The organism is Streptomonospora nanhaiensis, from assembly GCF_013410565.1.
GTDB classification, from domain to species: domain Bacteria; phylum Actinomycetota; class Actinomycetes; order Streptosporangiales; family Streptosporangiaceae; genus Streptomonospora; species Streptomonospora nanhaiensis.
In genome coordinates this window covers 4,671,455-4,691,049 of the sequence record NZ_JACCFO010000001.1, presented here as the reverse complement: position 1 = coordinate 4,691,049, position 19,595 = coordinate 4,671,455, and the positions used below count along the sequence as shown (strand labels likewise).

Annotated in this window: 20 protein-coding genes; 10 read left to right on the top strand and 10 right to left on the bottom strand. The window is 74.5% G+C overall.

What is annotated here, in order from left to right:
* Positions 1 to 66 precede the first annotated feature (66 nt).
* From HNR12_RS20795 to HNR12_RS20785, 3 genes are all read right to left on the bottom strand, one after another.
* The gene (locus HNR12_RS20795; protein WP_179769162.1) at positions 67 to 447 is read right to left on the bottom strand and encodes an SPW repeat domain-containing protein; all 381 of its coding nucleotides are present in this window, start codon (positions 445 to 447) and stop codon (positions 67 to 69) included.
* Between the two features lie 185 nt (positions 448 to 632).
* Positions 633 to 1,793, bottom strand: coding sequence for an adenylyltransferase/sulfurtransferase MoeZ (gene moeZ / locus HNR12_RS20790; protein WP_179769161.1), 1,161 nt, complete (start codon positions 1,791 to 1,793; stop codon positions 633 to 635).
* Positions 1,794 to 1,893: 100 nt separating this feature from the next.
* The gene (locus HNR12_RS20785) at positions 1,894 to 2,874 is read right to left on the bottom strand and encodes an alpha/beta fold hydrolase (RefSeq protein WP_179769160.1); all 981 of its coding nucleotides are present in this window, start codon (positions 2,872 to 2,874) and stop codon (positions 1,894 to 1,896) included.
* 243 nt (positions 2,875 to 3,117) lie between these two features.
* Here HNR12_RS20785 and HNR12_RS20780 point away from each other — a divergent pair, with 243 nt between their 5' ends.
* The 3 genes from HNR12_RS20780 to HNR12_RS20770 all read left to right on the top strand — a co-directional run bounded on the left by HNR12_RS20780 (position 3,118) and on the right by HNR12_RS20770 (position 5,442).
* On the top strand, positions 3,118 to 3,330 hold the full coding sequence (locus HNR12_RS20780; protein WP_218901995.1) for a hypothetical protein: 213 nt from the start codon (positions 3,118 to 3,120) through the stop codon (positions 3,328 to 3,330).
* 313 nt (positions 3,331 to 3,643) lie between these two features.
* Positions 3,644 to 4,270 (top strand): TetR/AcrR family transcriptional regulator, encoded by a 627-nt coding sequence (locus tag HNR12_RS20775; RefSeq protein WP_179769158.1) that lies wholly within the window; start codon positions 3,644 to 3,646, stop codon positions 4,268 to 4,270.
* A 329-nt stretch (positions 4,271 to 4,599) separates the two neighbouring features.
* Positions 4,600 to 5,442, top strand: coding sequence for a mechanosensitive ion channel family protein (locus tag HNR12_RS20770; RefSeq protein WP_179769157.1), 843 nt, complete (start codon positions 4,600 to 4,602; stop codon positions 5,440 to 5,442).
* A gap of 221 nt (positions 5,443 to 5,663) precedes the next feature.
* Here HNR12_RS20770 and HNR12_RS20765 read toward each other — a convergent pair whose 3' ends face one another.
* The 3 genes from HNR12_RS20765 to HNR12_RS20755 all read right to left on the bottom strand — a co-directional run bounded on the left by HNR12_RS20765 (position 5,664) and on the right by HNR12_RS20755 (position 7,397).
* The gene (locus HNR12_RS20765; protein ID WP_179769156.1) at positions 5,664 to 5,912 is read right to left on the bottom strand and encodes a hypothetical protein; all 249 of its coding nucleotides are present in this window, start codon (positions 5,910 to 5,912) and stop codon (positions 5,664 to 5,666) included.
* Between the two features lie 263 nt (positions 5,913 to 6,175).
* Positions 6,176 to 6,487 (bottom strand): DUF6401 family natural product biosynthesis protein, encoded by a 312-nt coding sequence (locus tag HNR12_RS20760; protein ID WP_179769155.1) that lies wholly within the window; start codon positions 6,485 to 6,487, stop codon positions 6,176 to 6,178.
* A 172-nt stretch (positions 6,488 to 6,659) separates the two neighbouring features.
* Positions 6,660 to 7,397, bottom strand: coding sequence for a ferritin-like fold-containing protein (locus HNR12_RS20755; RefSeq protein WP_179769154.1), 738 nt, complete (start codon positions 7,395 to 7,397; stop codon positions 6,660 to 6,662).
* Between the two features lie 819 nt (positions 7,398 to 8,216).
* Here HNR12_RS20755 and HNR12_RS20750 point away from each other — a divergent pair.
* From HNR12_RS20750 to HNR12_RS20725, 6 genes are all read left to right on the top strand, one after another.
* A complete protein-coding gene (locus tag HNR12_RS20750) occupies positions 8,217 to 9,704 on the top strand; it encodes a DEAD/DEAH box helicase (RefSeq protein ID WP_179769153.1) in 1,488 nt (495 codons plus the stop codon).
* Positions 9,705 to 10,002: 298 nt separating this feature from the next.
* Positions 10,003 to 10,890: an alpha/beta fold hydrolase gene (locus tag HNR12_RS20745; RefSeq protein WP_338119808.1), complete on the top strand. Its 888-nt coding sequence runs from the start codon at positions 10,003 to 10,005 to the stop codon at positions 10,888 to 10,890.
* Between the two features lie 132 nt (positions 10,891 to 11,022).
* A complete protein-coding gene (locus HNR12_RS20740) occupies positions 11,023 to 12,003 on the top strand; it encodes a hypothetical protein (protein ID WP_179769152.1) in 981 nt (326 codons plus the stop codon).
* A 64-nt stretch (positions 12,004 to 12,067) separates the two neighbouring features.
* Positions 12,068 to 12,775, top strand: a complete 708-nt coding sequence (locus HNR12_RS20735) for a hypothetical protein (protein WP_179769151.1) — start codon at positions 12,068 to 12,070, stop codon at positions 12,773 to 12,775.
* An 89-nt stretch (positions 12,776 to 12,864) separates the two neighbouring features.
* The gene (locus tag HNR12_RS20730; protein WP_179769150.1) at positions 12,865 to 13,005 is read left to right on the top strand and encodes a hypothetical protein; all 141 of its coding nucleotides are present in this window, start codon (positions 12,865 to 12,867) and stop codon (positions 13,003 to 13,005) included.
* A gap of 51 nt (positions 13,006 to 13,056) precedes the next feature.
* Positions 13,057 to 13,452 carry a hypothetical protein gene (locus HNR12_RS20725; RefSeq protein ID WP_179769149.1) on the top strand — a complete coding sequence of 132 codons (396 nt, stop codon included), beginning with the start codon at positions 13,057 to 13,059 and terminating at the stop codon, positions 13,450 to 13,452.
* 78 nt (positions 13,453 to 13,530) lie between these two features.
* On the opposite strand, the gene HNR12_RS28655 is transcribed toward HNR12_RS20725, so the two are convergent.
* The 4 genes from HNR12_RS28655 to HNR12_RS20705 all read right to left on the bottom strand — a co-directional run bounded on the left by HNR12_RS28655 (position 13,531) and on the right by HNR12_RS20705 (position 17,747).
* Positions 13,531 to 14,682: an MBL fold metallo-hydrolase gene (locus tag HNR12_RS28655; RefSeq protein WP_179769148.1), complete on the bottom strand. Its 1,152-nt coding sequence runs from the start codon at positions 14,680 to 14,682 to the stop codon at positions 13,531 to 13,533.
* Between the two features lie 194 nt (positions 14,683 to 14,876).
* Entirely contained in the window at positions 14,877 to 15,752 is an 876-nt protein-coding gene (locus tag HNR12_RS20715) for a PHP domain-containing protein (RefSeq protein ID WP_179769147.1), read from the bottom strand.
* Positions 15,753 to 15,844: 92 nt separating this feature from the next.
* Entirely contained in the window at positions 15,845 to 16,501 is a 657-nt protein-coding gene (locus HNR12_RS20710) for a DUF6758 family protein (protein WP_179769146.1), read from the bottom strand.
* Between the two features lie 133 nt (positions 16,502 to 16,634).
* Positions 16,635 to 17,747: a CPBP family intramembrane glutamic endopeptidase gene (locus tag HNR12_RS20705; protein WP_246425142.1), complete on the bottom strand. Its 1,113-nt coding sequence runs from the start codon at positions 17,745 to 17,747 to the stop codon at positions 16,635 to 16,637.
* A gap of 680 nt (positions 17,748 to 18,427) precedes the next feature.
* Between HNR12_RS20705 and HNR12_RS20700 the strand changes: the two genes are divergently transcribed.
* The gene (locus HNR12_RS20700) at positions 18,428 to 19,567 is read left to right on the top strand and encodes an Mrp/NBP35 family ATP-binding protein (protein WP_179769144.1); all 1,140 of its coding nucleotides are present in this window, start codon (positions 18,428 to 18,430) and stop codon (positions 19,565 to 19,567) included.
* Positions 19,568 to 19,595: the final 28 nt, after the last annotated feature.

Sequence of the window (19,595 nt, the reverse complement as noted above, 5' to 3'; positions counted from 1 at the left end):
GCCCCGCGGTCGCGGACCGGGGGCCGCCGGTGCTGCGGGCCGGCCCGGGGGCGGGCCGGCGGGAGGCTAGGGCTTGGCCTGGCGCACCTGGCCCGCGCCGGCCTGGGGTGGGACCACCCGGCGGTACAGGGCCAGCGCCGGGCCGACGTTGACGGCGCCGACGACGACCGCCACGGCACCGGCGATCCAGGACGTCCACGCCGCCGAGGGGGTGTCGACGAAGCCGAAGACCCACGGCAGGGCGATCAGCCCGAGCCCGGTCAGCACGGTGACCGCCTCGGTGACGTACAGCTGGGGGTGGATGACCGACAGCGTGCCCAGGAACACCAGCAGGGTGCCCAGCAGGAACAGCGTCACCATGCCCATCCCGATCATCTGGTGCCAGAACTGGCTGATCGCCACCACGCACCCGGCCACCAGGACCACCCAGTCGCCGGCACGCCGCATGAATCCCATCGTGTACCCCACCTCGCCTCCGCTCGGAAAACCCTGCCGTCGCCCCTTTTCCGTACCCACGCCCGGCCGGTTCCAACGGCGGGCGCCTTCAGACGGCGAAGGCCGCCGCGGCGGCAGCCGCGACGGCCTCGCGAAGACCCGACCCCGATGCCCGACCGGTGCCCGGTAGGGGGTTCCTAGTACTCCGGCAGGCTGGGGTCGACCTGCTTGATCCAGGAGAGCACGCCCCCGCCCACGTGGACGGCGTCGCTGAACCCGGCGCCCTTGAGCGCCGCCAGCGCCTCGGCCGAGCGGCCACCGGACTTGCAGTGCAGCACGATGCGCTTGTCCTGGGGCAGCTTGGCGAACGCCTCGCCGTTGAGGAACTCCCCCTTGGGGATGAGGACCGAGCCCGGGATGCTGACGATCTCGTACTCGTTCTTCTCGCGGACGTCGACGAGGTAGAAGTCCTCGCCCTTGTCCATCATCTCCTTGAGCTCGGTGGCGGTGATGGTGGAGCCGGCGGCGGCGTCCTGGGCCTCCTGGGAGACCGCGCCGCAGAACGCCTCGTAGTCGATCAGTTCGGTGATGGGCTCGCCCTCGGGGTCCTTGCGGACCTTGACGGTCTTCCAGCTCATCTCCAGGGCGTCGAAGATGAGCAGCCGGCCCACCAGCGGCTCGCCGATGCCCGTGATCAGCTTGATCGCCTCGTTGACCATGACCGAGCCGATGGACGCGCACAGCACGCCCAGCACGCCGCCCTCGGCGCACGAGGGCACCATGCCGGGCGGCGGGGGCTCGGGGTAGAGGTCGCGGTACTGCGGCCCGTACTCGTTCCAGAAGACGCTTACCTGGCCGTCGAACCGGAAGATCGAGCCCCACACGTAGGGCTTGTTCAGCAGCACGCAGGCGTCGTTCACCAGGTAGCGGGTGGCGAAGTTGTCCGTGCCGTCGAGGATGAGGTCGTAGCCGGAGAAGATCTCCAGCGCGTTGTCGGAGTCGAGGCGCTCCTTGTGCAGGATGACCTTGACGTAGGGGTTGATCTCCTCGATGCTCTCGCGCGCGGACTCGGCCTTGGGCTTGCCGACGTCGCTCTGCCCGTGGATGACCTGGCGCTGCAGGTTGGACTCGTCGACGACGTCGAAGTCGATGATGCCCAGGGTGCCCACCCCGGCCGCGGCCAGGTAGAGCAGTGCGGGCGAGCCGAGCCCGCCGGCGCCCACCACCAGCACCTTGGCGTTCTTCAGGCGCTTCTGCCCGTCCATGCCCACGTCGGGGATGATCAGGTGGCGGGAGTAGCGGCGAACCTCGTCGACGGTCAGCTCGTCGGCTGGTTCGACCAGCGGCGGCAACGACACAGCAGCTCCTCAGCATTCCTCGTTGGTGTCACGTCCCCGGAGCGTCGCCGGCGGACGCTGGGGCGAACGGGCACGTGACGAGCTTGCACTCATACCCAACCTACGGGGTGGGGTTTGGCATTCCCGGGGCGGGCCGAGGTTTGGCCGACACGGGTCTGGCGTGCGCGCTGAGGATGAACGGCCGGACCTCGCGGGCCACGCGGTCGGGGCACTCCATCATGGCCACGTGGCCGGTGCGGGGCATGACGACCATGCGGCTGCCCCGGAACGCGCGGGCCGCGCGCGTGGCCGTGCGCGGGTTCACGAAGCGGTCGCCGGTGCCGTAGAGCAGCAGGGTGGGGCACCGCACCAGGCGCGCCTGCGACCACAGCGAGCCCGCGCCCCGGCGCAGGTATTCGGCGACGAGCCCGCGCAGGGACTCCAGCACGGCGGTGTGCGCGTAGGGCAGGGTGTCGCGCAGGCGCTGGGCCTCAAGCGCCTCCATGACCCGCTGCGGCGGCGCCGACGCGGGGTCGAAGAAGGTGGTGTCGTACATGTCCTGGACCCGGACCTCGGGCGGACGGCGCTGCACCATGGTGAACACCGCGCGCCCCACCCCCGGGATCAGCGCCCCCGCCATCTGGTAGGGCACCAGGCGGGGCCAGAGGTCGGGCAGCGCCGGGGAGATCAGGGTGAGCGAGCGCACCAGGGCCGGGCGCTGGGCGGCCACCCGCACCGCGACCGCTCCGCCCAGGGAGTTGCCCACAAGGTGGACCGGGCGGTCGCCGGAGGCGATGAGTGCGGCGACGGTGCGGGCGTGGGAGTCGAGGGTGTAGTCGTCGTCGGGCGGGGGCGGCGACTGGCCGAACCCGGGGAGGTCGACCGCCTCGCCGGCGCAGTCGCGGCACAGGGCGCCCATGAGGTCGGTCCAGTCGGCGGAGGATCCGCCCAGGCCGTGCACGTAGACGGTGCGGCGGCGTTCGGCGGGCGCGCCGGGGTCGAGGCCGAGGGCGGGCGCGGGCGGGCTGTCGCGGCGCACGAAGACCCGGCGGCCGGCCACCGTGACGTGCTCGCCCGGCCACTGCGCGATCGGCTCCGGCATGGCGGTGCTCCTCCCGTTCAAGCGGTGACGGCGGCGGCGCGGGCCGGCGCAGGCGCGCGCGCCGGTCCCCGCACGACCATGCTCGTGGCGGCGAACCCCCCGCGCAACCGCCCGCGTACTCCTGTGGACAACCGGGTAGGGGCAGGGTCGGCCGCACGGCGGCACGGCCGCACCGCCGCCCGCCCGGGTAGCGTGGGCGGTGGAGGGTACCGTCAGGAGCACTCGATCCGCAGAGGGGGAATGGTGACCGAACCGCAGGACACCGCACCGAAGGACGACGACGAGCGCTCCCTGGAGACCACCGACGCCGACTTCTCCGAGCAGCACGCCGAGATCGCCCCCGGCGAGGACGACTGGACCCGCCGCGCCGCCCTCGCCTCCGACCCCGAGGTCTCCGAGGCCGACGCCGTCGAGCAGCTCCGCGAGGTGGAGTTGGACGAGGACGAGTACCGCTGATCCGCACCCCCGCCCCCGTGCGCGCCCGCGCGGGCGCGGCCCGCTCCGGTCGGCGCGGGACCGCCCGGATCGGCGCAGACCACTTCAGGACGGCTTAAGCCGGGCTGTGCCGACGCAGGCCAGCGGACCCGCGGCGCCGCGGCGCCCGCCACCGCTAAGCGCCCCGGCGCCGCCCGCAAGCGCCAGGCTACGTGCGGGTAAGTAGGATGGGGGTGACGCGCCGGGCCGCGGTCCCTACCGCCGCGGCGCGTTCCAGTGCAGGATCATCGAGCGCGGCACGCTGCACGCCGCGAGGAGTTCGGAGGGTGTGGGTGTGACAGCTCCTTCAGACGCCCGCCCGCGGGGAACCCGGCTGCCCCGGCTGGCGCGCCGCCGCCAGCTGCTGGCCGCCGCCCAGGAGGTCTTCGTCGCGCGCGGCTACCACGCCGCCGCCATGGACGAGATCGCCGAGCGCGCCGGAGTCAGCAAGCCGGTCCTCTACCAGCACTTCCCGGGCAAGCAGGAGCTGTACCTCGCGCTGCTGGAGCAGCACTCCCAGGCCCTGGTCGAGAAGCAGCGCGAGGCGCTGGAGAGCACCGACGACAACCGCCAGCGCGTCACCGCCAGCTTCCGCGCCTACTTCGACTTCGTCGCCGGCGAGGGCGAGGCGTTCCGCCTGGTCTTCGAGTCCGACCTGCGCAACGTCCCGGCGGTCCGCGAGAAGACCGAGCAGACCCTCCAGGCCTGCGCCGAGCTGATCAGCGACGTCATCCGCCAGGACACCAGCATCTCCGACGAGGAGGCGCACCTGCTCAGCATCGGCCTGGTGGGCATGGCCGAGACCAGCGCCCGCTACTGGCTGAGCAACTTCGGCACCATCCCGCAGGAGGCCGCCGAGCAGCTGATCGCCCGGCTGGCCTGGCGCGGTATCAGCGGCTGGGACCTCACCCGGGGCGGCTGACCCCGGCCGCCCCCTCGCGGCGACCGCTCCCCCTCCCGCGCTCCCCTCCCCCGGCCGCCTCCGGCCGGGGACGCGTCGGGTGCTCGGTGCGCCTTCGAGCGGCGCGCCGGCTCCGCGCCCGCCCCGACGCCCGGGGGCCGCCGCCGGTTTACCAAGGAACGGCAACGGCACCGCCAATTCTCACTTTGCGTAGCCGGTGGTCACTCTGCGGTGATTTGGTATGCCCCTTTCCGGGTAATCGCCGAGAAGAGAACGAGTCGTCTCGGTTTCGCCGGGCGGACGCGGGCCGGATCCCGGGTACCGGCGGGGCGCCATCGGGGGTGAAGCAGATGAACATACAGCAGGGGCTGTCGGACGCCTGGGGAGCCGTCGCCACGTTCGTGCCGCGGCTCGCGGCCTTCCTGGTCATCCTGATCCTGGGCTGGATCATCGCCAAGTTCATCGGCCGGATGGTCGGCAAGGCGCTGGGCAAGGTGGGCCTGGACCGGGCCCTGGACCGCAGCGGCGTGGGCGAGTACTTCCGGCGCGGCCGCTACAGCGCCAGTGAGCTGTGCGGCAAGATCGTCTACTACGTCGGCCTGCTGATCGTCCTGCAGCTCGCGTTCAGCGTGTTCGGCCCCAACAACCCGATCACCCAGCTCCTCAACAACGTGGTGAGCTGGATCCCGCTCGCGATCGTCGCCCTGGTGATCGTCGTCGTGGCCGCCATGATCGCCAAGGCCGCCCGCGACATCGTCTCCAGCGCCCTCGCGGGCCTGAGCTACGGCCGCTTCCTGGCCAACGCGGTCGGGGTGTTCATCATGGCCCTCGGTGTCATCGCCGCCCTCAACCAGATCGGCGTGGCCACCACGGTCACCCAGCCGGTGCTGATCGCGGTGCTCGCCACCGTCGGCGGCATCCTGGTGGTCGGTGTGGGCGGCGGCCTGGTGCGGCCCATGCAGCAGCGCTGGGCCAGCTGGCTCGACGCCGCCGAGCGCGAGACCGGCAAGATCCAGGACTCCAATTACCGCGCTGGCCGCTCCGACGCCATGGGCGCGCCGCAGCAGGCGTCGCGCGAACCCGCCCAGCACGGGGCCCACGCCGCGGGCGGCGCCCCGGGCGGGCCGGGCGGGCCGGCCATGGGCGGCCGGGGCGGCATGGGCGAGGAGCCGCCGCACCACCCCACGGGGTGACCCGGAGGACCGGCGCGTTCGGCCCCGGCCGGAGCCGGTGCACCGCGGAGGCGCACCACAGGGCACCGGACACCACTGAGGGGGCGGGCCAACGGCCCGCCCCCTTCGTTCTGCGCAGGTGTCCGCTTCGCGCCGGAAGGCGCCGGGCGCGCCCCGGCGCGGGCGCCGGCTCGGCGGGCCCCGCGGCGGAGCTCAGCGGCGCCGGGCGCCCGCGGGCGCCCTCACAGCAGTTCGTCGTCGCCCAGCTCCTCGCGCGAGAGCCGGTTGAGGCGCCGGACGATGAGCGCGACGCTGACCAGGACCAGGATCATGGCGACCCAGAAGGCCACCGACGCCAGGTCGATTCCGATGAGGACCATGACCGCGAGCGCGATCACGATGATCGAGGCGAAAAGCGAGAAGTCGACGCGGTCCTGCTGAATCAGGACGCCGATCGGTGGACGCGCCGCCCCATGCCGGCCGCTCCCCATGCGATCTTCCTTTCTTGCGGCAGCATCTCACCGCGTTTTTCGTCCCGGGGGGTGCTCCTCGCGCCGTGGCGGGCTCCGTTGACCGCCGCCGGGCATCGGTGTGGACCGGTGCGCCGACGCGCCGGTGCTCCGCTGCCGCGAGCGGCGTGGCCACACCCCGGATATGGCTCAGCCTACGCTCAGTCATCACACCCGTGGGGTGACTTCGCGGATCGTCGTCGCCGCGCCGGCACGTGATCCGCCGCCCAAGGGTGAGATCAAACTTAGCGGACGAAACCGTGTTCCTTGGCCAGTCGGCAGACGGCGAGCACGCGCAGGGTCTCCCAGTCGTAGCCGTCGGAGGCCGAGTGCCAGCCGCGCTCGCGGCAGCCGTCGATGAACCCGTGCAGGTACCGGGTGAGGCTGCGGTGGGTGATGCGGCCGCCGTCGGCGGAGAGGGAGTCGCGCACGGCCGCGGCGTGCTGGTCCAGCTCAGCGGTGAGCCAGGGCTCCGTTGTCCCGCTCAGGGGACCGAGCAGTCCGAACTCTCGGGACAGCCGGGCGAGCGGCCCTTCCGCGAAGAACCCAGGACGCATGGATCGATACCTCGGAGCAGGGGACGGGGTAAGAACTGGACCGACTATATACGAAAAATAGAGGGAAAGTAGAGCAAACCGTGACACTGGGCGGGCAGACGCCGCAGGTCGGGGCCCTGCGCGCACGCGGCCGCCCGCGCCGCGCACCGGTTCGCGGCCGTGAGCCGCCGGCTCAGCCGCTGAGCCCCATGGCCTCCAGCCGCGCCGTGTGCGCGTCGGTCAGGTCGGCGAACATCCGGCTCACCATGGCGAGGTCGCCCGGCTGGGCGGTGTCGTCGGCCCCCGCGCCGCCCTTGGCGGACTCGCGCGCGCCGCCGCCCAGCAGCGCCGCGAGGTCGGGACGCCGCGCCGCCACGCTCTGCGCCTGGCTCAGCGCCTCGCCCACCAGGCGGCGGGCCCACAGCGACAGCCGGCCGGCCAGCCGGGGGTCGTCGGCGATGGCCGCGCGCACCTGGGCGGCCACGAACTCCGCCCGCCCGGACTCCACCAGGGTGTCGCGCACCAGCGCCTGGGTCTCAAGGTCGGCCAGCTCGGCGAGCCTGCGGTAGAAGTCGTCGGCGATGCCGTCGCCGACGTAGGCCTTGACCAGGCTCTCCAGCCAGCTCTGCGGCTCGGTGCGGGCGTGCCAGGCGTCCAGCGGGACCACGAACGGGCGCATGGCCTCCTCGGGGTCGGCGCCCAGCTCGCGCAGGCGGTCGTGCAGCCGCCGGTAGTTGGCCTGCTCGGAGACCGCGATCTCGGCCAGCTGGCCCTTGCCGGCCAGGGTGGGCGCCAGTTCGGCGTCGCCGGCCAGCCGGAAGAACGCCACGAGCCGCGCGTAGGCCAGCAGGCCCAGCAGGTCGATGACGCCCGCGCCGGCGGCAGAGGCGGCCGCGGGACCGGCGGCCGCGGAGGTCTGCTGCTCGCTCACCACTGCTCCCTTGCGGACCGGGGGGCGGCGCCCATCCTCATGGCGGTCATGGCCGACAGGTTATCGCCCCCGCGCGGCGGCGGCGCCCTGCGGAGGGGCGGACGGACTATTCCGCGCGGCCGGGGCGTTGCACCGGTGGGACACCGCTGAGACACCGCGCGGCGCGCGAGCGTGACCCCGTTCCTCCGCTGCGTGGCGAAACACGGCATATCCAGCGCAAGGAGCGGCAGGATACACTCTCCCTCAGTGGCCGCCACCAGTCGGCCATCGCGCGGAGCCCTCGCCGCGGACGCGCGCGCCCCCCGGGGCGCGGGCGGCCCTGCCGGCTCGCGCGCGCGGCAGACCCCGCGCGGCTCCTTCGCCGGAGCACCACGCGGCGCTCCGCGGCGCACCACGACAACACCGTCACCGACCGATGGTGACCGAGCGAGCGTCGACGACGACTGCCCGAACGTGCCGGACCCACGGCAGGCGAGGAGCGTGAGCGTGCGGATGATCATCCCACCCGCCCCAACCGCGCCGACCGGCACCCGTAGGGCCGCCGCCCCGCACGCCATGAAAGCGGACAGCCCAGCGCTCCCCACCGCGCCGACCGGACCGCGCCGGGGACGACACCGAACCGGTCCCCGAGCCGCGCCGGCACCGCACCGCCCACGCAGGCGGCCGCGGCGCGCCGAGCAGCAGGCCCCGCCCCGGGCCCTGTCCGCCGCACCAACCCAGGCCACGCACCGACAATCGCGGCCCGCCCAGATGGAGGCATGAGCCCTGACCAGCACAGAAACCACCACCCAAGCACGACAGACCTTCCGCGGACTCGGCGTGAACACCGAGATCGCCGACGCCCTCGAAGCCGAGGGGATCGTCGAGCCGTTCCCCATCCAGACCCTCGCCCTGCCGCTGGCCCTGGCCGGATCCGACATCATCGGCCAGGCCCGCACCGGTACCGGCAAGACCTTCGCCTTCGGCCTGCCCCTGCTGCAGCGGGTGCAGGCCTCCCCCGCCGACCCCAAGCGCCCCCGCGCGCTGGTGGTCGTGCCCACCCGCGAACTCGCCATCCAGGTCGCCGCCGACCTCACCACGGCCGGCAAGCGCACCGGCGCGCGGATCCTCACCGTCTACGGCGGCCGGGCCTACGAGCCCCAGATCGAGGGCCTGCGCAACGGCGTCGACATCGTCGTGGGCACCCCCGGGCGCCTGCTCGACCTGGAGAAGCAGAAGCACCTGAGCCTGGGCGACGTCCAGGCGGTCGTGCTGGACGAGGCCGACAAGATGCTCGACCTCGGCTTCCTGCCCGACATCCAGCGCATCCTCACCAAGACCCCCGAGCAGCGGCAGACCATGCTGTTCTCGGCCACCATGCCCAGCGAGATCGTCTCGCTGTCGCGCAGCTACCTGCGCCGCCCCACCCACGTGCGCGCGGGCGACGACGACGAACCGGGCCAGACCCGCGTCAACGACATCGCCCAGCACGTGTTCCGCACCCACCCGATGGACAAGCCCGAGATGCTGGCGCGGCTGCTCCAGGCCGAGGGTCGCGGGCTGAGCATGGTGTTCTGCCAGACCAAGCGGGCCTGCGACAAGGTCGCCGCCGAACTCAAGGAGCGCGGGTTCGCCGCCGCCGCCGTGCACGGCGACCTCGGCCAGAGCCAGCGCGAGCGGGCGCTGCGGGCGTTCCGCAGCGGCAAGATCGACGTCCTGGTCGCCACCGACGTCGCGGCCCGCGGGCTCGACGTCGACGATGTCACCCACGTCGTCAACTACGAGTGCCCCGAGGACGAGAAGACCTACACCCACCGCATCGGCCGCACCGGCCGGGCCGGGCGCTCGGGCACAGCGGTCACCTTCATCGACTGGCGCGAGGTCGCGCGCTGGAAGCTGATCAACACCGCCTTGGACCTCCCGCACAGCGACCCGCCCGAGACCTACTCCACCTCCGACCACTTCTTCGAGGCGCTGGCGATCCCGCCCGGCACCAAGGGGCGGCTCGCCGTCGAGCGGCGCGAGCGCGCCGGTCTTGAGGCCGAGGAGATCGAGGACATCGGCGACACCGGCCCGCACCGGGGCGAGCGCGGCGGCGAGCGGCGCGAGCCGCGCGGCCAGGGCCGCGGCGGCCGGTCGCGCAACCGGCGCCGGCGCACCGGCGGGCGCGAGCAGGAGGCGGCTCCGGCCGCCGCCGAATCCCCCGCGGCCGCCGATTCCGGCGCGGGCAAGGGCGACGACCCCGCCCCGGCCTCGTCCGGTCCCCGCCGCCGGCGCCGCCGGCGCACCCGCGGCGGGGTGGACCTGCCGCAGAGCAGCCAGGACTAAGAGCAGCCCAGCAGCCGCCGCCCGCGCGGCGGCCCCCGGCCTTCGGGCCGCGGGCGGCGCGGAGCGGCACCGTACACGGCACGCGGCCCACGGCCTTCGCGAGAGGGCCGGCCGCGGTCCCGCCGAACGACCCTCCGGCCCGCGTCCGCGCGGGCCGTACGCGTTTGCCCCGCGAACGGGCGCGGGCGGGGACGCGCACGGGCGCCTCCCGGTGCTCCGGTGGCCGGTACCGGCAGTGGCCGCCACGGGCCGCCTCCCGCCCCTGGCGCCGCGGACCTCGGCGAATATAGTCGCTAATGTGAGCATTCCTCGGTTCCTGGACCTTCCGGCCTGCGTGCGCCCCATGATCATCCAGACCCCGCTGGGCGCCGTCGCCGCGCTCCGGGCCACACCCGCCTCGGGCGGCGCCGAGCACCAGCCAGCGCTGCTGGTGCCCGGATACACCGGGAGCAAAGAGGACTTCATCGCGCTGCTGGAGACCCTGGCCCAGGCGGGGCGGTCGGTGACCGCCATCGACATGCCGGGCCAGTACGAGTCCCCCGGCCTGCCCGACCCCGCGCAGTACACCCCCGACGGGCTGGGCCGCGTGATCGGCGAGGTCGCGCTCACCCTGGACGACGGGCCGGTGCACCTGCTCGGCCACTCCTTCGGCGGGCTGGTCTCCCGCGAGACCGTGATCTCCGGCGCCGTGCCGCTGCTGTCCTTCACCCTGATGAGTTCGGGGCCCTCGGCCATCGGCGGCCCCCGCGCCCGCGACGCCGGCGGCCTGGCGGCCGCGCTGGGCACCGAGCGCACGCGGGCCCGGCTGGAGGAGGTGTGGACCCAGCACCTGGAGGAGCCCACGCGCGCCAGCGGGGTCGATCCCGAGATCCACGCGTTCCTGCGCCGGCGCATGCTCGCCAACCACCCCGAGGGCCTGGTCCGGATGGCCGAGGCCCTGCTGGCCGCACCCGACCGCACGGCCGACCTGGCACGGGCCGAACTGCCCATGCTGGTGCTGTACGGGGAGAACGACGACGCCTGGCCGCCGGAGGCGCAGGCGGCGATGGCCGCGACCCTGGGCGCCGAACGCGTGGTCGTGCCCGGCGCGGCGCACTCCCCCAACGTCGAGGCGCCCGAGACCACGGCCCAGGCCCTCACCGCGTTCTGGAACCGCACGGAGAAGATCCCGGGCCTGCCCGCCTGAGCGGTCCGGCGGTGCTGCGGCCGCACGCGGTCGTGATCTCCCCGGCGCCCCCCTGGGACGCGGGCACGCGCGGGGTTATGATCGGCTCACCCGCCCCGAGCCCTCCGACGTGACAGCGAGGTCACCGTGGACATGGACTCGCGCTCCGGCGCGCCCGCCTTCCCGCCGGCCTGGTCGTCCTTCGCCGACTACAGCGGCCGCGACGCCTACTGCTCCGTCTTCGAGGGCACGAAGTTCGCCCACCTCGAACTGGGCCCCCGGGCGCTGGCGGACCTCAACCGCCTGCCGCCCGCCGCGCGGGCCGAGGCGCTGACCCTGATCACGGACCTGGACCTGCAGGCGGAGGAGTACAACCGCCGCCGCGCCGCCCGGATCAAGTCCGGGGGCCGCGAGTGGCCGTGGGGCCGCGGCTGGACGTACCGCTCGACACCCAGGCGGACGTTCAGCGATCCCGACGCGGGCGTGGGCGAGATCAGGCTCAACCACAGCGTCGGCACCAACGGCGACGGGTTCCAGCGCGTCGCGGTCCACGACGTCGGCTGGAAACGCGGGCTGGACCCCCTCCGCGACTGGCGCTTCGAGGGCGAGCGCGCCCACTGGCTGGACCGCGATGTCTGCGCCACGCACACCACGTTCTACGAGGGCGCCTACTTCAGCAACCTGGAACTGTCGCCGGCCGCGCAGCGGGCACTGGACAAGGCCCCCGAGTCGGTCCGCTCCGGCGCCGTGCGCGCCCTCCACGAACTCGACCAGCGGATCGAACAGGACAACAACCGCCTCCTGGCGCGCAGCGACGGCTTCGTCGACGCCATGCCGCTGTATCCGAGCGGGGTCCGCTGGGCGCAGCCGCCCGCTCTGAAGCGCAACACGCCCGGAAACGGGGGAAGGCCCGGCCACGTCGAGGTCGGGCACCGGGTGGGGACCCACCAGATCGGGCTGCGGCGCGCCGTGGTCGAGCACATCACCTGGCGGCCGCACGACACACCCGCGCTCCGGCGCGGACGGGTCAAGGCGGCGGCCCCGACCGCGCGCCGGGGCGGCGGCCCCGGCGCGCCGACCACGGCCGCCCTCCGCCGGGCCGCCGCGCGGTTCGGGCCCAAGCGGACCGCCTGAGCCGGAGTCCACGGGGGCAACGATGGACCGGACACGTCGAACCGGGGGACGGGGGAATGCGCCGATGGCGGACCACAGCACGGACCCGGACTGGCCGCGACTGCAGGAGTCCCTCGCCGAGGCCCGCGAACTCCCTCCCGGGCCCGAGCGCGACCTCGCCGTCGAGCGTGCGACCCGCGCCTACGCCCGCAAGGGCGTCGTCCGGCTCGGCGTCCTGTTCGGGCTGTTCGGAATCCCCTGGGTGCTGGTCCTGCTGGAGGCGCGGGGCATGCTCCCTCAGCAGGTCCGGGGCGGGGGCCTGTACGGGGTGGGCGCGAGCCTGGGCGGCGTTTTCATCGGCATCCTCGCCTGGATCGAGGGCGCGCGGCAGTTCCTGCGGATGAAGGACCGCCGGGAGGACCGGCGCATCGCCCGGGCGGCCGCGGAAACGGAGCGGACCGCATCCGCCGCGGAGGCCGCCGACGCGGCGGCGGCCTCCCAGCACTCCGACCGGAGCGCGACCGCCGCCGCGCGTGCGGAGTCCGCCGTCCGGCGCCCGGCCGGAGAGAGCACCGCCACGCCCGCCGCGTCGGCGGACCCGCCGTCCCGGCCGGTGCCGGAGACGCCCCGGCCGATCACCGCCGCCGTCCGCACCGGCCGGGTGGACCTCGTCAAGCACCGCAGGCCGAAATCCGGGCAGCCCTCCGATCCCCGCCTCCCTCTGTCCGAGCACCGCAGAAGCGGGCGCCGCGCGGAGCGGGACGGGTCACCGGCGCGGAGGCCGGGACCCTGACACTGCGTTGACCCCGTGCCGCCGGACCACTACGTTGCCGGTCCGAAGCGGCCACCACCGTCCGGCGAACGCGACGAGGAGGGGGGCGGGTGGAGTCCAAACACGTACCCGACGCAACGGAACGGCGGCGCTGGCTGGCGCCCGACAGGTTCGGCACGCACCGGCCGTACTACCTCGATCAGCGGCCCGCGCGCGGCCGCACCGAGGTCTTCGCCCACCTCGAACTGTAGGCGCGCGCCCTCAACGACCTCGACCGGCTGGCCCCGGGGTCGGTGGAGCCGGTGCTGGCCGCCCTGCACCGGATCGACGACCGGTTGGCCCAGGCCAACGCCCGGGTCACCCGGGAGGCTCCCCCGCACCGCGCCGCCGACCCGCTCGCCCACTGGGGCGTGCGCTGGGAGCGGGAGCCCGACGTCACCGGGTGGACGACCGCCAAGGGGCCGGGCGGAGGCGCGTTCTCGATCGTGCACCAGGTGGGGCGCGACCTGGAGGGACGGCGGCGCGCCGTGATCGACGCCGTGGAATTCCGCCTGGGCGGCGACGTCCGGCTCAACCCGGCCCGGCTGAGGCGGGCCGCCGAACCGCTCATGCCCGGCAGCGCCCCGGAGCGGGCCCCGCACCTGGTGGACCGGGACCGGGCGCGCGCGAACGGCGCGCGGCGCCGCCACGGCCGCTGACGGGGCACGGCGGGGCCAAACGCGTGCGCGCGGCCGGACCGTGGCGGTCCGGCCGCGCGCTCACGCGCCCGTGCGGGGTCAGGCGGTCGACACCCAGGAGTCGAAATTGCGGGACTCCGCCTCGACGGTGGTCTCGGGGCCGCTGTCGGGCAGTACCCGGGTGTCGGGCGGCAGCGAGAGGATGACCTCGCCGATGGAGTGCAACTGCTGGGTGTAGTCGATGTAGCCGTCACCGACCGTGCCCAGCTCCCCGGCGCGCAGGGAGTCGCCGGTGAACACGATGCCGCGCTCGGAGATGTAGTAGGCGACGCTGCCGTTGGCGGTGCCGGGGATCGGCAGGACGTCGACCTCCAGGTCGCCGACCTTGAAGGAGCCGCCGCCCTCGACCTCCATGTCGGGGCGGTGCTCGGCGCCGTGCTCGCGGCGCCAGGCGCGCAGCTCGCGGCGGTGCAGGGCGATGGGGGCCTCGTCGCGCTCGGCGACCTCGATCGCCGCGCCGATGTGGGTGTTGTAGCCGTTGGTGCAGGCGACCAGGTAGACCTCGCGGTCGCCGACCGCGTCCAGGATGGCCTTGGCGTCGTGGGCGGGGTCGATGACGATGACGCCCTCGTCGTCGGCGTCGACGATCCAGGTGTTGCTGACGACGTCGTACTCCTCGCCCTCGGCCTTCAGCACGCCGGCGGTGCGCACGCGCCGCACGCCCTCGTCGTCGGGGCCGGTGACACCGGGTTCGCCGGCGCCGGCGTCGGCGAACAGGCCGACCGGGCGGGCGGCCTTCTTGTTGCCGCCGTCGTCCTCGGAGTCGGCGTCTTCGGCGTCGTCCGCGTCGGCGTCGTCGGCGTCGTCGGCGTCGTCGGTCTCGGCGGCCTCGTCCGCGGCGGACCCGCCGTCTTCGGCGTCGGCCTTGCCGTCGGCCTTGTCCGCGGTCGTGTTCTCGGCCTTGTCCTCGGCTTTGTCCCCGGCCGTGCCGCCGGGGGCGGCCTTCGCGCCGGTGTCCTCGGCGGCGTCGGCGGCGTCGTCCGCGGCCTTTGACTTCTCCGCGCCCGCCGCGTCTTCGGCCGCCTCGGCGGCGCCCGCCTTGCCGTCCGCCGCCTCGGCCGCGCCGGTCCCGTCCTCGGCGGTGGGCTCCGCGCGCTCGTCGTCGGTGTCAGCGCTCTCGGTGGTCACCGCCGCGCCCGCCGCACCGGCCTCGTCGCCGTCCTTCTTCTTGCCCTTCCGCTTCCAGAACACGGTCCCGACCCTTCGATATGTGCGTCCGAACTCATCGACAGTGCGGGACCATTGTCACCGCCCCGCGCGGCGCATGGGTACCCGCTCGCGCGTGGCAGAGGATCCCAGAGCAACCCTAAGACGCTGATAAGCCCCCGGACACCGCCCTATCAGCGCCATACGCCCGCGCGCCCGGCCGGATCGCCGCCGCGCCCTCACCCGGTGGTGATCGGCACCGCGCCGGTCGCCGGTTCGATCAGCCGAGCGTACTCCTCCGGTGCCGTCGTGCGGCACCCGAGCCGGTGGCCGGTCAGTTCGCCGTGGTCGTCGCTGGACCCGGTCACCGCGAGGTCCAGCCGCTTGGCCACCCCGCGCCAGTAGGCCGCCTCCTCCGCGTCGTGCGAGGGGTGGTCGGCCTCCAGACCGCCCAGTCCGGCCTCGGCCATCTCCTCGATCAGCGCCGTCGGCGCCGCGCCGTCGCCGCGCTCGCCGCGCGCCGGGTGCGCCACCGCGCAGACCCCGCCCGCCGCCCGGACCAGCCGCACCGCCCGCAGCGCGTCGATGGCGTAGCGGGCGACGAAGCCCGGCCGGCCGGTGCCGATCCACCGGTCGAAGGCGTCGGGGACGTCGGAGGCGCCGCCCGCCTCGACGATCGCCCGGGCGATGTGCGGGCGGCCCACGACGTTGCCCGCCGCCCGGCCCGCGTCGTCGGCGACCCCGGCGATCGCGCGCACCCGGTCCCAGGTGACGTCGAGCCCCAGTTCCCGCAGCCGCTCCACCATGGTCCGCGCGCGCACGGTGCGGTCGTCGCGGACCCGGCGCAACTCGGCCGCGAGTTCGGGGTGGTCGGGGTCGAACAGGTAGGCCAGCAGGTGCACTCCCGCGCCCTCGTGCAGGCAGGACAGCTCCATACCCGGCACCAGGGTGAACCCGGGCGGCACGGCCGCGGCCGCCGCGGCGGTCCCGGCGACGGTGTCGTGGTCGGTGAGGGCGAGGACGTCCAGTCCGGCGGCGGCCGCGCGGGAGACGACCTCGGCGGGGGGCTCCGTACCGTCGGAGACGGAGCTGTGGGCGTGCAAGTCGATGCGCATCCGTCGATGATCGCAGCACCGGGGGTGCGCGGCCGACCGGCCGCCGGCACGCGGGCGGTAGCCGCGCGCCCGGAGCGGGGGCGGGCGCGCGGCTACCCGGCCCGGCCCAGGGCCGAGGCGAGGAACGGCGAGGGCGCCCCGTAGGGCGGCTCCAGTTCGGCGCCGCCGTCGCGGCGGTCGCGGAGGTCGCGCACGGCGTCCAGTTCGGCCATCAGCACCCCGGCGTCGGCGGGGGTGAACACCACCCACAGCCAGCTGGCCATGGCCTCGCCCGCGTAGGCCGCGGCGTGGTCGCCGGTCTCGACCTTCCACAGCGCGATGTCGTGGCCGTCGTGGCGGAGCTTGGCGGCGGGCGGTCCCGCGCCGAAGCCGTCGCCGGGGTCGGGGCCGTCGAGCGCCGCCAGCCGGGCGCCCAGGCCGATCCCGGGGTCCTCGGCGACCAGCGCCATCTCGCCCACGCCGCCCAGCGGGGCCGGGCCCGACAGGGCGACGGCGACGGCCAGTCCGCCGGTGCGGTCGTCGCCGGCGTCGGCGAACCCGGTGACCACCCAGCCCGCGGGCAGCGGCCACGGCAGCCAGACGGGGACCTGGGCGAAGTCGAGCAGCAGGGAGAGCGCCGCCGGACTCGGCGTGCGCATGGGGTTGAGCGGGGCCACCGGACCGTGCGCGTCGCACTGCCACGCGCTCGACCACAAACCCGGCGGGTGGACGGCGCGTCCGCAACGGGGGCAGGACGGGTCCGACTTCATGATTGCGGGGAGGATACCCGTGTGGCCTGTGGGAAAACCCGCCGCCGCGCACGGATCGCCGCCGGCCGCCTTCGCCGTCGGGTGGTACGGCCGCCCCCGCGGACCGCACCGCCCCACGGCGAAGGCGCCGGGGTCAGCGGTAGGTGCCGTCGCCGCCGGGGCTGCTCCAGTGCTGGGTGGGGCCCGGCGCGGGCAACCGCGGGCCGGCGGGCCGCCGGCCGCCCGGCGCGGGCGGGTGCGGGGCCTGGGGCGCGGTCCCGGGGGCGGGCTGCGCCGAGGGCGCCGGCGGCCACGGGCCCTGCGGCGCGGGCAGGCCGGGCCCGGCCGCGGCGGGGTGGTCGTCGGCGGGCACGGTGCGGTCGATCCCCATCCGCTTGGCCAGCCACACCACCACCGCGATGTAGAAGGCGACCTCGGCGGTGGTGCTGATGACGCCCTGCCAGGACCCGCCGCCGGTGGCGGCCTGGTCGAGGGTGCCCTCGTAGGCGCTGATCACGAACGCCGCCATGTTGTGCACCACGTGCAGCCCGATGGCCGCCTCAAGGCCGCCGGTGTACCAGGTCAGCCAGGCCATGGCCATGCCGAAGACCGCGACGTCCAGCAGCCCCCAGCCGAAGTAGTCGTGCAGCAGGGTGAACACGCAGCCGCTGATGACGACGGCCGGCAGCGGCGTGCGCAGGAACCGCGAGACCGCGCTCGCGCCCCGGCGCTCCTGGGGGCCCGCACCCACCGAGCCGACGGACTGCATGAGGAACCCGCGCAGCGCGATCTCCTCGGCCGACGCCTGGAAGGGCACGAGCAGCATAAGCACCACCACGGTCAGCGCGAAGTCGGGGCCGCCGGCGTAGGGCGCGAAGAACGGGGTGCCGGGCGAGGTGGCCAGGGTGATCGCGTACAGCACGCCGAGGGAGACCGCCATCGCCGGGACGGCCACCAGCCCGCAGCACAGCAGCCAGCGCACGCGCAGCCGCCCGGTCACCGAGAACAGGGTGCCCACGGGCCGGCGCTGGACGAGCCAGGCGATGAAGACCACGATCGGCGCCATCGTGGCGATGACGACCAACTGGAACACCAGGTCGGGCAGGGGTGCGCCGAAGACGGAGTCCTCGGTGCTCTCGACCCCGCTGGCCAGCGCGAGGATGACCGCGGCGGTGCCCATGACCAGCTGCACCAGGATGACCACCAGCACGGCGGCGACCACCGCGAGCGGCGGCACCCACCAGCGGTAGCGCCAGGTGCGCGCCATGCGGTGGTAAGGGGCGCCCGCCGGGGGGCGGGCGGCACCGGAGCCGCCGCGGCGCTGGGGGGCCGCCGGGGGCGGCCAGGCCCACGCGGGGGCGGCCTGCCCTCCGCTGGGAGGCCAGGCCCACACCTGCTCGTGCTGGTAGGGTGACCGGTTCGGACCGTTGGGCCCCTGCGGCTCAGACGACCAGGACGAACCAGGTGGCGGCGGCGTATTTCTCATCGTTTGCCGAGATTACCTTCCGGGGTTGTATTGGCCGCGTTAAGAACGCACCGCCATCGCCCGACTACACCTCGATGACCTGCGCAAATCCGCATCAGCAGCAAACGCGTGGGCGCGGCCGGCGGGGCGCCGCGGACGCCTGGGGCGCCGAGGTCCGCCGGGCCGCTCCGCCGCCCGGGCCCGCCGGGACGGGGGTTCCGTTGCCGCCGCCGTCTTTCGGCCCGACCGGGGCCGGTGCGGCACGCCCGCCGAATCCCCCCGGCCGCACCTCGGCACCCCGCCGCGCGTGGTGACATTGGCCACATCGCGATCGGCGAAGTAATCCAGGCGGCCCCGTCCGGTGGGCGGTTCCCCGTGTCACGCGCCTCCGCGCCCCCGGCCGGGCGCCGCCGCGCCGGCACCGTCCTGCCACCGCCCCGTCGCCGGATATGGCGGCGATCCCCGTGACTACCATGGGGTACATGTCCTCCACACCCACCACCGAGCAGGTGAACGCGGCTCTGGCGACCGTCCAGGACCCCGAGATCCACCGCCCCATCACCGATCTCGACATGGTCAAGAGCGTCGAGATCGCCGAAGGCGGCGTCGTGCACGTCGGCATCTACCTCACGGTGGCCGGGTGCCCGATGAAGGGGCGCATCGAGAAGGACGTCACCGCCGCGGTGTCCAAGATCGAGGGCGTCTCGCGGGTCGCCGTCGAACTCGACGTCATGAGCGACGACCAGCGCAAGGCGCTGCAGACCAAGCTGCGCGGCGGCCAGGCCGAGAAGGAGATCCCCTTCGCCAAGCCGAACTCGCTGACCAAGGTGTTCGCGGTGGCCTCGGGCAAGGGCGGTGTCGGCAAGTCGTCGGTGACCGTCAACCTGGCCGCGGCAATGGCCGACCTCGGGCACAAGGTCGGCGTGGTCGACGCCGACATCTACGGGCACTCGGTGCCCCGCATGCTGGGGGTCTCCGACCTCCCCACCAAGGTCGAGGACATGATCCTCCCGCCCAGCGCCCACGGCATCAAGGTGATCTCGGTCGGCATGTTCACCCGGGGCAACCAGCCGGTGGTCTGGCGCGGCCCGATGCTGCACCGCGCGCTGCAGCAGTTCCTCGCCGACGTCTTCTGGGGCGACCTCGACATCCTGCTGATGGACCTCCCGCCCGGCACCGGCGACATCGCGATCTCCGTGGCCCAGCTGCTGCCCGGCGCCGAGATCCTGGTCGTCACCACCCCGCAGCAGGCGGCCGCCGAGGTCGCCGAGCGCGCCGGCGCCATCTCCGCCCAGACCCACCAGCGGGTGGCGGGCGTCATCGAGAACATGTCCTACTTCGTGGCGCCCGGCAGCACCGAGCGCACCTACCTGTTCGGCGAGGGCGGCGGCCAGACCGTCTCCGAGGGCCTGACCAAGGCGCTGGGCGCCCAGGTGCCGCTGCTGGGCCAGGTGCCGCTGGACGTCCGGCTGCGCGAGGGCGGCGACGAAGGCAGGCCGCTCGTGCTCACCGACCCCGACTCCGAGGCCGCGCAGGTGCTGCGCGGCGTCGCCGAGCAGCTGGCCGGCCGCCCCCGCGGCCTGTCGGGCATGCAGCTCGGCATCACCCCGGCGCGGCGCTAGCCCGCCGCACCCTCAGCGGGCCGCCGTC

Coding starts and splice junctions, on each gene's coding strand:
- HNR12_RS20795 (WP_179769162.1), bottom strand. CDS start 447: ATGCGGCGTGCCGGCGACTGGGTGGTCCTGGTGGCCGGGTGCGTGGTG.
- HNR12_RS20785 (WP_179769160.1), bottom strand. CDS start 2,874: ATGCCGGAGCCGATCGCGCAGTGGCCGGGCGAGCACGTCACGGTGGCC.
- HNR12_RS20770 (WP_179769157.1), top strand. CDS start 4,600: ATGAACATACAGCAGGGGCTGTCGGACGCCTGGGGAGCCGTCGCCACG.
- HNR12_RS20765 (WP_179769156.1), bottom strand. CDS start 5,912: ATGGGGAGCGGCCGGCATGGGGCGGCGCGTCCACCGATCGGCGTCCTG.
- HNR12_RS20760 (WP_179769155.1), bottom strand. CDS start 6,487: ATGCGTCCTGGGTTCTTCGCGGAAGGGCCGCTCGCCCGGCTGTCCCGA.
- HNR12_RS20740 (WP_179769152.1), top strand. CDS start 11,023: ATGGACTCGCGCTCCGGCGCGCCCGCCTTCCCGCCGGCCTGGTCGTCC.
- HNR12_RS20735 (WP_179769151.1), top strand. CDS start 12,068: ATGGCGGACCACAGCACGGACCCGGACTGGCCGCGACTGCAGGAGTCC.
- HNR12_RS20715 (WP_179769147.1), bottom strand. CDS start 15,752: ATGCGCATCGACTTGCACGCCCACAGCTCCGTCTCCGACGGTACGGAG.
- HNR12_RS20710 (WP_179769146.1), bottom strand. CDS start 16,501: ATGAAGTCGGACCCGTCCTGCCCCCGTTGCGGACGCGCCGTCCACCCG.
- HNR12_RS20705 (WP_246425142.1), bottom strand. CDS start 17,747: ATGGCGCGCACCTGGCGCTACCGCTGGTGGGTGCCGCCGCTCGCGGTG.
- HNR12_RS20700 (WP_179769144.1), top strand. CDS start 18,428: ATGTCCTCCACACCCACCACCGAGCAGGTGAACGCGGCTCTGGCGACC.